The 15,123-nt window shown below is 59.1% G+C and carries 9 protein-coding genes; 6 read left to right on the forward strand and 3 right to left on the reverse strand.

Annotation, left to right across the window (positions count from 1 at the left end):
• The first annotated feature begins 86 nt into the window (after positions 1–86).
• The 4 genes from F8N49_RS17050 (at position 87) to F8N49_RS17065 (ending at position 5,965) form a co-directional block, all read left to right on the forward strand.
• Positions 87–1,502 (forward strand): sigma-54-dependent Fis family transcriptional regulator, encoded by a 1,416-nt coding sequence (locus F8N49_RS17050; protein ID WP_151551958.1) that lies wholly within the window; start codon positions 87–89, stop codon positions 1,500–1,502.
• A 276-nt stretch (positions 1,503–1,778) separates the two neighbouring features.
• On the forward strand, positions 1,779–3,170 hold the full coding sequence (locus F8N49_RS17055; RefSeq protein ID WP_016774505.1) for a GntP family permease: 1,392 nt from the start codon (positions 1,779–1,781) through the stop codon (positions 3,168–3,170).
• A gap of 7 nt (positions 3,171–3,177) precedes the next feature.
• A complete protein-coding gene (hbdH, locus tag F8N49_RS17060) occupies positions 3,178–3,951 on the forward strand; it encodes a 3-hydroxybutyrate dehydrogenase (RefSeq protein ID WP_110599378.1) in 774 nt (257 codons plus the stop codon).
• Positions 3,952–4,009: 58 nt separating this feature from the next.
• Positions 4,010–5,965: an acetoacetate--CoA ligase gene (locus tag F8N49_RS17065; protein WP_122750769.1), complete on the forward strand. Its 1,956-nt coding sequence runs from the start codon at positions 4,010–4,012 to the stop codon at positions 5,963–5,965.
• A 48-nt stretch (positions 5,966–6,013) separates the two neighbouring features.
• Here F8N49_RS17065 and F8N49_RS17070 read toward each other — a convergent pair whose 3' ends face one another.
• Positions 6,014–9,772, reverse strand: coding sequence for a hypothetical protein (locus F8N49_RS17070; RefSeq protein WP_151551959.1), 3,759 nt, complete (start codon positions 9,770–9,772; stop codon positions 6,014–6,016).
• A 134-nt stretch (positions 9,773–9,906) separates the two neighbouring features.
• Positions 9,907–11,016, reverse strand: a complete 1,110-nt coding sequence (locus F8N49_RS17075; RefSeq protein ID WP_073474737.1) for a PilT/PilU family type 4a pilus ATPase — start codon at positions 11,014–11,016, stop codon at positions 9,907–9,909.
• A gap of 109 nt (positions 11,017–11,125) precedes the next feature.
• Between F8N49_RS17075 and F8N49_RS17080 the strand changes: the two genes are divergently transcribed.
• Together F8N49_RS17080 and F8N49_RS17085 are read left to right on the forward strand one after the other, a co-directional pair.
• Positions 11,126–13,675 carry a PAS domain-containing protein gene (locus tag F8N49_RS17080; RefSeq protein ID WP_073474740.1) on the forward strand — a complete coding sequence of 850 codons (2,550 nt, stop codon included), beginning with the start codon at positions 11,126–11,128 and terminating at the stop codon, positions 13,673–13,675.
• A gap of 40 nt (positions 13,676–13,715) precedes the next feature.
• Complete coding sequence (locus F8N49_RS17085; RefSeq protein ID WP_007912322.1) at positions 13,716–13,991, forward strand: peptidylprolyl isomerase; 276 nt, start codon at positions 13,716–13,718, stop codon at positions 13,989–13,991.
• Positions 13,992–14,107: 116 nt separating this feature from the next.
• Here F8N49_RS17085 and F8N49_RS17090 read toward each other — a convergent pair whose 3' ends face one another.
• Positions 14,108–15,043 (reverse strand): sugar kinase, encoded by a 936-nt coding sequence (locus F8N49_RS17090; protein ID WP_151551960.1) that lies wholly within the window; start codon positions 15,041–15,043, stop codon positions 14,108–14,110.
• Positions 15,044–15,123: the final 80 nt, after the last annotated feature.

Consider the following 15,123-nt stretch of genomic DNA (forward strand, 5'->3'; position numbering starts at 1 on the left):
TCCCACATTGGAATGCAGTCCCCTGTGGGAGCTAGCCTGCTCGCGAACGGGCCGGTACCGGCAACAAACAATCAGGATCAGCCTCCATGAACACCACCGAAAGCCTCAAGGACTACCAACGGGTGCGCACCCTGGCGATCCGTTCGCTGTTCGAGATCATCGAGCAATCCAGTGAGGGAACGGTGATTGTTGACCGCGATGCGAATATCGTCTGGATGAACGAACGCTACGCCCGGCGCTTCGGTCTCGATTCAGCGGCAGGCGCTATCGGCAAACCCTGCGAAAGCGTGATCCCCGGCAGCCTGCTGCGCGAGGTGGTACGCACCGGTCGGCCGATTCTGCTGGACATGCAGGACACGCCGAAGGAACCGCTGGTGGTGATGCGCCTGCCGATCCACGACGATGCCGGCAGCGTGATCGGCGCCATCGGTTTTGCCCTGTTCGACGAGTTGCGTACGCTGTCGCCGATGCTCAAGCGTTACCTGAGCATGCAGGAAGAACTCGCCTCGACGCGTTCGCTGCTGCGTGCGCGGCAGACCAAATACAACTTTGCCCACTTCATCGGTACCAGCGCTGCCAGCCTTGAAGTCAAACGCCGTGCGCGCCGCAGTGCCAGCGCTGATTCGCCCGTGTTGCTGCTGGGAGAAACCGGCACCGGCAAGGAGTTGCTGGCCCAAGCGATTCACAGCGCCTCACCACGCGCGCACAAAGCCTTCGTCAGCATCAACAGCGCGGCAATTCCCGAGGCGCTGCTGGAAGCCGAATTTTTCGGTACGGCACCCGGCGCCTTTACCGGCGCTGACCGCAAGGGCCGCACCGGTAAATTACAAATCGCTCAGGGCGGCACGCTGTTTCTCGATGAGATCGGCGATATGCCGCTGCCGCTGCAAAGCAAACTGCTGCGCGTGTTGCAGGAAAAGGAGTTCGAGCCGGTCGGCTCCAATGAAGTGATTCAGAGCGATGTGCGGGTAATCGCCGCGACGTCGACGGATTTGCAGGCGGCGATCAAGCGCGGCGAATTTCGCGCCGATTTGTACTACCGCCTCAACGTACTGCCGATCCAGGTGCCGCCGCTGCGTGAACGTCTCGATGATCTGCCGGCGCTGAGCGAGGCGATTCTCGAAGAACTGCGCAGCCAGCATGAACTGCACCGCGACGCGCTGGCGTTGCTCGGCCAGCATGCCTGGCCGGGCAACATCCGCGAGTTGCGCAATGTGCTGGAGCGGGCGGCGTTGCTCAGTGATGATCTGATGCTGACCGAGCAGGATATTCGCGGCGCGATTGGCACCTTTACTCCGGTTGAGCGGACGGCCGAGCCGAGCATGCAAGCCTCCGCTGGGGAGACATTTGCACAGGCGCGGGCGCGGTTTGATCGGCAGTTGATCGAGTCGACCCTGGCGCAATGCGCGGGAAAAGTGCCAGAGGCGGCGGTTCGGCTGGGGCTGGGGCGGTCGACGCTGTACAAGAAAATGGCTGCGCTGGGGATCGTTGAGTCTACATAAAGAGATATTGAGTCTCCGCATGAAGACAAAACAAAAGCCTCGCGAGCAGGCTGGCTCCCACAGGGGAATGCATGACAAATGTGGGAGCGAGGCTGCTCGCGAAGGCATCCTTCCAGCATAAGAAGTCTCTGAATAGAGACAAAACCAATCAAAACATTTCCTCGCAAGGAATAATCTTCATATATTTCAATTACTTGAGCTTCTGGCACAAATCTCGCTAACCCACTCTCCGCACCCGTTCCACCCACAAAAATAACAATCCTGGAGAGACACACCATGAGTGTGATCATTGCCTTGGCAGCCCTGACGCTGCTGATGCTCGCCGCCTACCGTGGCTACAGCGTCATCCTCTTTGCCCCGATCGCCGCCCTCGGCGCGGTGCTGCTGACCGATCCGTCCGCCGTTGCCCCTGCTTTCACCGGGGTGTTCATGGACAAGATGGTCGGTTTCATCAAGCTCTATTTCCCGGTATTCCTGCTCGGCGCGGTGTTCGGCAAGCTCATCGAACTGTCCGGTTTCTCGCGCTCGATCGTCGCCGCTGCGATTCGCTTGCTCGGGACTAAACAAGCGATGCTGGTGATCGTGCTGGTCTGCGCCCTGCTGACTTATGGCGGCGTGTCGTTGTTCGTCGTCGTCTTCGCTGTTTACCCGTTTGCAGCGGAGATGTTCCGCCAGAGCAATATTCCCAAACGCCTGATCCCGGCGACCATTGCCCTCGGCGCATTCTCGTTCACCATGGACGCCCTGCCCGGCACGCCGCAGATCCAGAACATCATTCCCAGCACCTTCTTCAACACCACCGCATGGGCGGCGCCGTGGCTGGGGGTGATCGGCACGATCTTCGTGTTCTGCGCCGGCATGCTGTTTCTGCAGCGCCAACGCAACAAGGCGCAACGTGCCGGCGAAGGCTACGGCACTGAACTGCGCAACGAACCGGAAACCGCCGAAGACCTGAAGTTGCCCAACCCGTGGATTGCCCTGTCGCCATTGCTGGCCGTGGGCATCATGAACCTGCTGTTCACCCAATGGATTCCGCAGTGGTACGGCAAGACCCACAGCCTCGCGCTGCCGGGCATGGCCGCGCCGGTCACCACCGAAATCGCCAAGCTCACGGCGATCTGGGCGGTGCAGGCGGCGTTGCTGGTCGGCATCCTCATGGTCCTGGCGTTCGGTTTCAAGGCGATCAAAAGCAAGCTCGCCGAAGGCAGCAAAAGCGCGGTCAGCGGTGCGTTGCTCGCGGCCATGAACACCGCGTCTGAATACGGCTTTGGTGCGGTAATCGCTTCGCTGCCGGGGTTCCTGGTGCTGGCCGACTGGCTCAAGCAGATTCCCAATCCGTTGGTCAACGAAGCGATTACCGTGACACTGCTCGCCGGCATTACCGGATCGGCGTCGGGCGGCATGAGCATTGCGCTGGCGGCGATGTCCGAGCAGTTCATCAGTGCAGCGCACGCGGCGAATATTCCGCTGGAAGTGCTGCACCGCGTGGCCGCGATGGCCAGTGGTGGCATGGACACCCTGCCGCACAACGGCGCGGTAATCACGTTGCTGGCGGTGACCGGACTGACCCACCGCGAAGCCTACAAAGACATTTTCTGTATTACGCTGATCAAGACCCTCGCGGTTTTCGTGGTGATCGGCACTTTCTACGCCACTGGCATTGTGTGAGGTATTCATGACCACTCTTTCCGGCAAGACAGCCTTGGTAACCGGCTCCACCAGCGGCATCGGCCTGGGCATCGCGCTGACTCTCGCAAAAGCTGGCGCCAACCTGATTCTCAATGGCTTCGGCGACGCCTCGAAGGTGATCGCCGACGTCGCTCAGTTCGGCGGCAAGGTCGGCCATCATCCCGCCGATGTCAGCGACCCGGCGCAGATTGCCGACATGGTCGCCTACGCCGAGCGCGAGTTTGGCGGCGTCGACATTCTGGTCAACAACGCCGGCATTCAGCACGTTGCGGCCGTAGAAGAGTTTCCTGTTGAGCGCTGGGATTCGATCATCGCGATCAACCTGTCATCGGTATTCCACAGCACGCGGCTGAGCCTGCCGGGCATGCGCCGCAAGAACTGGGGGCGCATCATCAATATCGCCTCGGTGCACGGCCAGGTCGGCTCCACCGGCAAAGCCGCGTACGTCGCCGCCAAGCATGGCGTGATCGGCCTGACCAAAGTGGTCGGGCTGGAAACCGCGACCAGCAACGTCACCTGCAATGCGATCTGTCCGGGCTGGGTGTTGACGCCGCTGGTGCAGAAGCAGATCGATGATCGCGCGGCCAAGGGTGTCGATCCGCAACAGGCGCAGCATGATCTGCTGGCGGAAAAACAGCCGTCGCTGGAGTTCGTCACACCTCAGCATCTGGGTGAGCTGGTGCTGTTCTTGTGCAGTGAAGCCGGCAGCCAGGTACGCGGCGCGGCGTGGAATATTGATGGTGGGTGGTTGGCGCAATAAACACCTGGCCATTGTGGGAGCGAGCCTGCTCGCGAATCCGATAAGAAGAGGCAAACCCATGTCCGACATCCTCTGGCAACCCGACGCCCAGCGTATCGACCGTTCGCGGATGGACGTTTTCCGGCGCGAAATCAATCAGCGGCATTCGCTTGAGCTCGACGGCTACCCTGCCCTGCACCAATGGAGCATCGATCAGCGCCCGGCGTTCTGGCAGGCGATCGTCGATTTCTTCGACATCCGCTTCCACACTCAGCCAGACGCCATCTTGCGTGAAGGTGCGGAAATGCCCAGCGCCGAGTGGTTCCCCGGCGCGACGCTGAACTTCGCTGAACACCTGCTGCGCCGCCGCGACGATGCCGTGGCGGTGGTTGCTGTGGCGGAAAACGGCCAGCGCGAACAACTGACCTGGGCCGAACTGGCCGAACACGTCGCCGGTTTTCAGGCGAGCCTGCGCGCGGCGGGTGTTGGCCGGGGTGATCGCGTGGCGGCGTGCATGCCCAACACCTGGCAAACTCTGGTGGCGATGTTGGCCACCACCAGCCTCGGCGCGATCTGGTCATGCTCTTCGCCTGACTTCGGCACCCACGGCGTGATCGATCGCTTTGGCCAGATCGAACCGAAAGTGCTGCTCACCTGTGCCGGTTATCAATACGCCGGAAAAATCCTGAATCAGACCGCCAAGCTCAACGAAATCCTGGCACAACTGCCGTCACTGCAGCAGTTGATCATCGTCCCGTACGCCCGTCCGCAAGCGCGCATCGAGGATTATCAAAGCCACGCTGATGTCTGCTTGTGGCAAGACTTCTATCAACCCGGCGGCGAACCGGATTTCACCCCGGTGCCGTTCAATCATCCGCTCTACGTGCTGTACTCCAGCGGCACCACTGGCGTGCCGAAATGCATCGTCCACAGCACCGGCGGTGTGCTGCTGCAACACGTCAAGGAGCATGGTTTGCACTGCGACCTCGGTCCCGGTGACCGCTTGTTCTACTACACGACCTGCGGCTGGATGATGTGGAACTGGCTGGTTTCGGCGCTCGCGGTTGGCAGCGCCGTGGTGCTCTACGACGGCTCGCCGTTTCATCCGGACCATCAGCGCTTGCTTGATCTGATCGACGATGAACGCATCAGTGTGTTTGGCACCAGTCCGAAATTCCTTGCCACATTGGAAAGCAGCGGCGCCAGGCCCCGCGAAAGTCATGACTTGAGCAGTTTGAAAACCCTGCTGTGCACAGGCTCGGCTTTGTCACCGCAAAGCTACGATTTCGTTTACCGCGACTTCAAAACCGATGTGTGCCTGGCTTCAATGTCCGGTGGTACCGACATCGTTTCGTGCTTCGTCAATGGCAACCCGCTGTCAGCGGTACGTCGCGGAGAAATCATGGGCAAGAGCCTGGGCATGGCCGTCGAGGTGTGGAACGACGCTGGCCAACCGGTGATCGGTGAGAAAGGTGAGCTGGTCTGCACACGGCATTTCCCGGCGATGCCGATCGGCTTGTGGAATGACCCCGACGGTTCAAAACTTCGCCAGTCCTACTTCAGCCTGTTCCCCGGCGTCTGGGCACAAGGTGATTACGCCGAACAGTTGCCCCACGGCGCGATGATGATCCATGGCCGCTCGGATGCGGTGTTGAACCCGGGCGGCGTGCGCATCGGCACGGCGGAAATCTATCGCCAGGTCGAGAAAATCACCGAGGTACTGGACAGCGTCGCCATCGGTCAGCAGTGGCAGGATGATGTGCGGGTCGTGCTGTTCGTGCGTTTGCGCGATGGTGTCGAACTCGATCAAGGACTCGAACAGCGAATCCGCGAAGTGATCCGCGCCAATACCACGCCGAGGCATGTCCCGGCGCGGATTGTTGCAGTGACGGACATACCGCGCACCATCAGCGGCAAAGTCGTGGAGCTGGCGGTGCGTGATGTCGTGCATGGAAGGCCGGTAAAAAACACCGATGCACTGGCCAATCCCGAAGCGCTGGAGCAGTTTCGGGATCGGCCGGAACTGGCTGATTGAAACCGGCACTGACGCCCTCATCCGACAGGCTGGCGGCAGTGCTTTTCATCAACGAGGTTTGTTCAAGGTAATGACCACCGGCTCGCGAATCGCCCGGCCCGCACTGGCCTCGAGCGCACTGTCAAGAACAGTCATGTTTTGATCGAAAGTGACCTCGTCAGTGATCAGTTGACTCAGCAATGAGGTGACCAGCGTGAGCGAGTCGGCGTTTTCGAAGGCTCTGGACGGCGCATGACATTCAGTGCCGCTCTGCGACTGCGCCAGGCAACCTGCCCCCAGATTGAGCAATACGGACACATCCAGCTGCTGTCCGCTGTCACTGGCATGCACGGCGTCGGTGGCATAGCCGACATCGTCGGTTTGTGCGCTGGCGTGGAACAGCTCATGAATCAGGTCGTCGGCGATCACATCGAGGTTCAGACCCATGCTGACGAAGTGTCGGTTGAAGTTTTTCGTGTAGACCTCAACAAACGCTATAGCGCAATCACCGCTCGAACCCGCGTCTTTCCAGCGCTGGTAATTGTTTACATCGAACGATGCCAGGGTGTCGTTGATCTTGAGGCCGTCGAGAACCATGTTGCTCAAGGAGAAACCGGCGAAATCGAAGCGGATCAAACGCAAGTAGTTAACCAGCCGATCGGCGGACACCTGAGAAGCATCGCCGAACACGATCTTCATCAGCGCGTCGCGATCGCGCTTGAAATCATGACGGTTGAAGATTTCCAATGCGTTGTCGATCTTGGCCCGTGCACGGGGCAGGCTTTGCTCGATGAACTTGCGCGTGTAACTGAGCGGCAACGTGCGCGGCGAAGCAGGCAGTTGCAAGGGGGCTTGATACACAAAACCCTCCAGAGACTTGCCCCACAAGTTGCCGCGTCGATTCAGCGAGTACCATTTGTCACCACTGCGCGCGGCCAGCACGGCGACGGCTTCATGCGTAGCCCCGCGTGGCCGCCAGCTCCCCAACCCGAATTGCGCGTTATCGGCCGCTTCAAGCAGATCATAGGATTGCCGGCGACCGCTGATCCTGTGCAATTGCCCCCTGGCCAGAGTAATCAGGTCATGAGTGTTCTTGTTGAACCGCAGCAGGCCCTTGTGTACCAGTTTACCGCCCGCCTGCAGACCAGATGGCACACCGTCGAAGGGATTGAAAAGCGAGATGGCCGAAGTAAACGCCAGCCGGGTGAAACGCGCGGCCTTGGCAGTAGTGGAAATGGCCCTGGTGGAAATACTCAGCGCCTTCGAGCTGGCGCCAGCCACTGTTCCCACCAGGCCGATGCCGTCCATCAAACATCCGTAAACCCCGTCCACCATCTTGTTGTGTTCGCCCGAGGCGATGTCCTCGATGCATTTTTTGAACGGCACCAACAGGTCGATGAAGTAAGTCAGCAAGCGTTCGCCCTCTTCCCGGGAGAGTTCGAGCGGCGTCGGTACACGCACGAGCTCTCTGAGCTCGGTTTTAGTCAGGAACGGTCTGTTCTCGGCGAGAAACCCGGCGATGCGCACGACGTTCGGGTCGTTGAATTTCTGGTAGAACCCTGTCTGCAACCGCGCAGATTGCGCTGGTGCTTTCAGCGCGCCGAAGTAATCGATGATCGCCATACTGCTGCTGATCGAAGCGTCCTCGGCCGCGGCATGGGTATAGCGCCTGATGTTCAGCGGAACGCTCTGGGTCAGGGTGTTGCTCAGGGGCGTCGTCATATTGGCACTGGCGCTCATTCTTGAGCGTTGCTGAAGCTTTCTTTCCCGTCTGATGAAAGCACCCAGCGCATCATTCCTGCGGGTTTCTGCACGCGAAGTGAATAATTCATAACAAAGATCAGCGTCTTCATCAGACGTGTACATCACAACACCGAAGCGGCCCGTGGCGGCATCCCGGCTTTGTTGTGTTTCTTGTTCAAGCCCTACATTCAAAGGCCCGCCGGCCCGGCGCGTAGTCACATAGGATGCCGATTCGCGCACGGTGAAAAAATGAATCTCGGCATTCATGAACACTTGCAGATCCGCTTCCGGCATGTGTGCCAACGCCAGCTTGACGGCAGACATCATGCCGCCGTTCACCGCTTCGAAATGCACGGCCAACTGACGATCCATTTCCTCGTCACAGGATTCAATTGTCAGCAGTTGCGGATAACGCTGATAAAGACTGAGACCCGCAGGGTTGTAGTTGATCGCAGGTTGCAGCAATCCGTTGACGATCAAACGTACGGTGCGCCTGTCCCACTGACCGGTGACCAGATCGCCCGATTGGTGCAGCTCGACCATGGACATGATTTGCTGTCCGCCTTTCTCGGAAAGCGCCTTTTCGTCCAGTGTGTCGCAGCCAGGTGCAGCTTTTCTCAATTGGCTTCGGGCAATTTCCGCTCGGTTGGGTAACGGTGTCGAAAATGCGCGGGCTAGCTGGGCGAATTGGTCTGCGTGGTGCTCAAACGCGTCAATCGCCCTTCGTGTACAGGTTTCTTCTGCCTCTTCGAGTTCGGCTCTGGAGATAATCCGGTTGAGCAACGCCCACTCCACGATCGGGTCGATCAGCGCCAGATCGCGCATATGCTTCTGCGCTTCACTGACCGGCTCCAGTTCGCCGTAAGCGATGATCTGTGCATAGGTCAATTCCCGTGAGGCCCCGGTCTTTACCGCCTCGACCAATACTACAGCGCGACAGAACTTGATCCAGGCGATCGACCCAAGTGTGACCTCTGTCGGAATTTTCCTGACCAGAAATTCGGGCGCGTTGCGTGCCATGAGAAGATGAACCACCAAAGGCGCCAATATCGGATCTACCCAGCGCTTGTTCCGCACAAACTCGGTGTACTCCTCGAGTATCTCTGATGGATGGCGCTCAACATTGTCTGGCGAGTACAGGTCTCGCCGTTCGACCAGGTGGCGATGGCCGATCGATGGGTCCAGGTCGAGTAATATCGCGGTCATCAACAATTGGCGGAGAATATTTTCGGAGAGCGTTTGCCCGTCATTCACCCCGTACCAATTCAGCTCTTTGATATAACTTCTGGCAAGATCCAGCGAAACTGGATAGGCGACAAATTCAACGAGGCGCTGCGCCGCCGTTTCGTGAGATATATCCGCGCGCCCCGTGACGTTGTACAAGGCTGACAACAGTTTGCGCTTCGGCATCAACTTGGCGGTGACGCCACGAATATCTGCAAACTGCTCTTCGGATAATGCGTGATGACTCTGCTCACTGGATTGAAAGTGATCCCAAAAAGCAACTGGCTCCCTGACCTCGGGTGAAAACTTGAACAAGCCGATCAAGTTACTGATCTTCGCCTTGGTGTCAGGCAGATCGATATCATGAAACTTGAACCACTGATCCAGGGTTACATCCAGATCAGGCCATACAAAACCGCCGACGACTGCGGCAATGTCGGCGATGAGACTCACCGTCGAGCGCGTAGGTTGACTGTATTCAAAATACTGCGCCGCAACCAGATCTACCCAACCTCTGACGGCACGGACTTCCATCTTGCCTTCCGGCGTAATCCGAACCAGGCCGTTATGCTCGCGCGCCTCCTCTCGACCGATTGCACCAATGACCGGCCCGGTTTTCAGCAGTTCATTGAGCAGAAGTCTGCCGGGGTTATATATTTGATGCAGTGATGAGCCTGGTTGCAACTCTACTTCACGCCCATACCAGTCTATATCGTGATCTTCAGTGTACTCATTCAATGCCTCTTCCAGATGCCGAAGAACCATATCGCGCTCGGTGGCATCTGCCGCAGACCGATACTTCCATTCAGCCAGCGCAACTTTCGATGGGCGGAATACTTTATTTTTCTTAACTTCGTTCAAGGTAAAACCTCATCAAACCAACTAGCTGACCATTCAGCGTGATGACGTTTTACCCAAACACATACAATCGAACCACGAGTTAATTATTAAGTGTTGTTGCCGCGCAATCAGTCGACGCAATTGAAGACACCAAGTCAATCCATCAAACCCCACTCGCCGGCGCCTGTATTGTTAACACCTGCCTGATCGCGCTGAAGTTTGATTCGCAACTTCAAGTTATTTACCGAATCGGCATTCTTCAATGCTTCTTGCTCACTGATTGCACCTTCTGCAAACAGCGCAAACAGTGCCGCGTCAAATGTCTGCATACCGAGTCCGGTCGATTTTTCCATCATCGGCTTGAGCTCTTCGAACTGGCCGCGTCGGACCAGGTCAGCGATGGTCGGCGTACCCAGAAGAATTTCGACTGCCGCGCGCCTTTGGCCATCGACAGTGCGGAGCAGACGCTGCGAAACGCAGGCTTTGAGGTTGTTGCCCAATGTCTGCAAAAGCTGTTCGCGCTTCTCCTCGGGAAACATATTGATGATTCGATCCAGCGCCTGATTGGCGTTGGTCGCATGCAGCGTCGACAACACAAGATGGCCGGTATCAGCGAACGACAGCGCATGCTCCATGGTTTCGCGGTCACGGATCTCACCAATCAATACAACATCCGGAGCCTGGCGCAGAGTGTTCTTCAAAGCCGCATGAAAGCTTCGGGTATCTACGCCGACTTCACGCTGATTGATGATCGAGCGCTTGTGCCGATGGATATATTCGATCGGGTCTTCGATCGTCACGATGTGTCCGGCGCTGTGGCGGTTACGGTGATCGATGAGTGCCGCCAGCGAAGTTGACTTGCCTGAGCTGGTCGCGCCGACAAAAAGAATCAGGCCACGTTTGAGCATCACCGTTTCCAGCAGCACCGGCGGCAGCTTCAGGTCTTCGAATCGCGGGATGTCGACCTTGACGTTGCGGATCACGATCGAAACGTCGTTGCGCTGCTTGAAAATGTTCACCCGGAACCGCCCGACGCCCGTTCGGGAGATTGCCAGGTTCATTTCCAGATCCCGGTCGAACTCCCGGCGCTGCTCGGCGTCCATCAGGGAGGTGGCGATGGCCGCGGTTTCGCCGGGTTTGAATGGCTGATCGCTGAGCGCCGTCAGCACGCCATCAATGCGCGCACTCGGCGCTGCGCCGGTAGAGAGGAACAGATCCGAGCCGTTTTTTTGCGACAATATTGACAACAGTGCATCGATTTCCATGGCTGAAAGCACCCGCGAAGCATTGAATGAGCAAATTTGGCCGACGCTTGGCGCGGCTCCTGCAACAATGATAGACCCCGTCTCACCGAACCACGCTCAGGATTGAAACATGAATGCTGTATCCACCACCGATGACGCTCAGGCCCTGATTGCCCGCACCGACTGGAGCCGCAGCCCGCTGGGCGCCGCCGGCACCTGGCCGCAGAGCCTGCGCACGGCGGTGGACATCGTGATTCATTCGCCGATGCCGATGCTGCTGTTATGGGGTCCGCAACTCACGCAGATCTACAACAATGGCTTTGCCCTGCTCGCTGGCAGCAAACATCCCGAAGCGTTCGGGCAGCCGACACATGAGGTCTGGCCAGAGGTGCGGGATTTTGCCGAGCCGATATACCAAGCAGTGCTGCAGGGCCAGGTGCGCAGCTTCAGCGAGCAGCGTTTCAGCGTGCAGCGGGACGGCAAAAAAACCGATTTCTGGCTGGATCTGACCTACAGCCCGATTCGCGATGAGACCGCACAGGTGGCCGGGATTCTGATCACTGCCATCGAAACCAACGAGCGCCGACGCATTGCCCTGGAATTGCAGCGTCGCTCCGAAGAAAGCCTCAAGGCCCAGCGCCAGTCCGAGGAGCGTCTGCAACTGGCCCTCGCCGCCACCGACGCCGTCGGCACCTGGGATTGGGACATTGGCGAAGACCGTTTCATCGCCGATGCGCATTTTGCCGAACTGCATGGCGTTGATCCGAGCAAGGCCGGGCAGTTGCCGATCAGCGAATATATGCACGGGGTGCACCCCGAAGACCGCGCCATGGTCGCGCGCGGCATCAAGTACTGCATCACCCATGGCACCGAGTACGCTGAGGAATATCGCCTGTTGCAGGCCGATGGCACGCTGCGCTGGGTGTTCGCGCGCGGGCGTTGCTACAAGGATCATCATGGTCGGCCGATGCGCTTTCTCGGCGCGGCGCTGGACCTGACCGAACGCAAACATACGGAACAGGCGCTGCGTCAGAGCCAGACCGAACTTCAGCTGATCATCAACGCCATGCCGATCCTGATCAGCTACGTGGACGCCGAAGAACGTTTTCGCCTCAACAATGCAGCGTATCTGGACTGGTACGGCCTGACGCCGCAGGAGTTGTATGGGCGCACGATCCGCGAAGTCATCGGCGAAGAGGCGTATTTCCTGCGTGCGCCGTACATCGCCGAAGCACTGGCCGGCCGCTCCTGCTCCTTCAGTTTCTACACGCCGCACCGCGACGGCAGCACCCGTCATGCCCTCATGAATTATCTGCCGCGACATGGCGCGGACGGCGCAGTGAATGGCTTCTACATCTTTGTCATCGACGAAACCGAGCGCAAGAAAACCGAGGAAGCCCTGCGCAATCTCAACGAGACCCTCGAAGAGCGGGTCAGCGCGCGCACCGAGCAACTGGCGCAGGCCAACGAGCGTTTGCAGAACGAGATGTTCGAACGCGAGCGCGCCGAAGACGCCTTGCGCCACGCGCAGAAGATGGAAGCCGTCGGCCAGCTCACCGGCGGCATCGCCCATGACTTCAACAACATGCTCACCGGCATCATCGGCAGCCTGGATCTGATGCAGCGCTATATCGCCAACGGTCGCGCCGATGAGATTGGTCGCTTCACCGAGGCGGCCGTGTCGTCGGCCAACCGTGCGGCCGCGCTGACGCATCGCTTGCTGGCCTTCTCGCGGCGCCAGTCCTTGGATCGCAAGCAACTGCACGTCAACGAACTGGTGCATTCACTGGAAGACCTGATCCGCCGCACCAAGGGCGATGCGATCGAGCTGCAACTGCGCCTGCCAGAGGATTTGTGGCCGGTGAGTACCGACGTCAGCCAGCTGGAGAATGCCCTGCTCAATCTGGTGATCAATGCCCGCGACGCGATGCCCGAAGGCGGCACGTTGCTGATCCAGACCGCGAACGTGTATCTCGACAGCAGCGACATTACCATTCTCGAGCCGGTGAAGGCCGGGGAATACGTGATGCTCGCGGTCAGCGATAACGGCACCGGCATGACCCCATCAATCCGTTCGAAGGCGTTCGATCCGTTCTTTACCACCAAGCCGATCGGCCAGGGTACCGGTCTGGGGCTGTCGATGATCTACGGTTTCGCCCAGCAGTCCGGTGGTCATGTCAGCCTCGACAGTGTGCCGGGGCAAGGTACTTGTGTACGTCTGTACTTGCCGCGTTTGCTTGAGCCGACGCCCGAATCCTCGTCTGTGGAGAAAGCCGAACCGATTGCAGCTTCATCTTCAGGCGAGACCGCGATTGTGGTCGAGGATGATCCGGCAGTGCGCATGCTGGTGCTGGATCTGCTCAAGGAACTGGGCTACACAACCTTCGAAGCGGAAAACGCCACGAACGCCCTGCCCGTGCTCGAGTCCGTGCAACGCGTCGATCTGCTGGTTACTGATGTCGGGCTGCCGGGTATGAACGGTCGGCAGTTGGCGGAGATTGCTCGCCAGCATCGTCCGGGGCTTAAAGTGCTGTTCATGACCGGTTACGCGCAGATTGCTGCCGAGCGTCAGGGCTTCCTTGAAGAGGGCATGGACATGGTCGCCAAGCCCTTTGTCCTTGAAGTGCTGGCGAGCAAGATTCGCAAGTTGAGCAACCCGACCCCGCGACTTGAGGCATAATCGCGCGCCCCGCTGTCACCCCGTTATCAGGTATTGCACGATGAAAGCCCAAGCCCGCCACATTCTGGTGAAAACCGCCGAAGAGGCCGAACAACTCAAACAGCGCATTGCCAAGGGCGAAGCGTTCGATGTGCTGGCGAAGAAATTTTCCACCTGCCCGTCCGGCAAACGCGGCGGCGACCTGGGCGAAGTGCGGCCGGGGCAGATGGTCGGCGCGATTGATGCGGTGATTTTCAAGAAGCCGCTGCGCACCGTGCATGGGCCGATCAAAAGCAAGTTTGGTTATCACCTGGTGCAGGTGTTTTATCGGGATTGATCGGTGCTCCTGTGTAGGAGCTGACGAGTGCAACGAGGCTGCGATCTCTTGACCTAGGCGTTGCGGATCACGATCAAAAGATCGCAGCCTTCGGCAGCTCCTACAGGGGTTGCATTTCAGGCTTTGGGGATCAGCGCTCCAGGCACCTGTATCACCCGACTGGCCAATTCATGTCCCGCTTGCGCCGCCTCTGCCGGACTGCCGCCGAGCAAGCGCCTGGCCAGATACGCCGCACTGAACGAATCCCCCGCCGCCGTGGTATCGACAACCTTATCGACCTTCTGCGCCGGCACTTCAAACGCGTCCCCCTGACAACGAATCAGACACGCCTCGGCGCCGCGCTTGAGCACCACTTCCGGCGTGCCGATCTGTGCATACGTGGCAAACACCTCAGCGCAATCGGCAAACCCGAACAATGCCTGTTCGTCATCCACGGTGAGTAACGCCAGATCCACATATGGCAAGACGCTGCGATATGCCGCGCGCGCCTCTTCCACCGACGCCCACAGGCGCGGGCGGTAGTTGTTGTCGAAAACGATGCGTGCGCCGCGCTGCCTGGCTTCTATCAGGGTCTTGATCAGTCGGGCGCGGCCTTGCATTCCGAGTACAGCGAGGGTGATCCCGCTGAAATACAGCACGTCGTAGTCCGGCAACGCCGCGAGGATCGGCTCGGCCGCAGGGGTGGTGAAGCAATCGCGTACCGCCGCTTCGTTGCGCCAGTACAGAAAACGCCGCTCGCCGTTGGCGTCGGTCTGGATGCAATACAAACCAGGCAGCCGACCGGGCAAGCGCTGCACCAGATCGAGGCCGATGCCTTCGCTGCGCCAGATCTGGCACATGGCGTCGCTGAAACTGTCATCGCCCAGCGCGGTGACGTAGTCGACTTGCGCCTTGTCGCCCAGCGCACGGGACAGATACACCGCCGTGTTGAGGGTATCGCCACCGAAGCTTTGCTGCAGACTGCCGTCGGCGCGTTGTTGCAGTTCGATCATGCATTCGCCGATCAGGGCGATGCGCGGGGTGTTGGGCCCCAGAGGGCTGAGCGTGGTCATCTGGTAGGGTCTCTGGTCGTTCGGTGGTGGCTGTTGTGGCGTCATCGCTGGCAAGCCAGCTCCCACATAGTCAAGGTGAA

Source organism: Pseudomonas sp. GXM4 (assembly GCF_008923895.1).
Taxonomy (GTDB): domain Bacteria; phylum Pseudomonadota; class Gammaproteobacteria; order Pseudomonadales; family Pseudomonadaceae; genus Aquipseudomonas; species Aquipseudomonas atacamensis.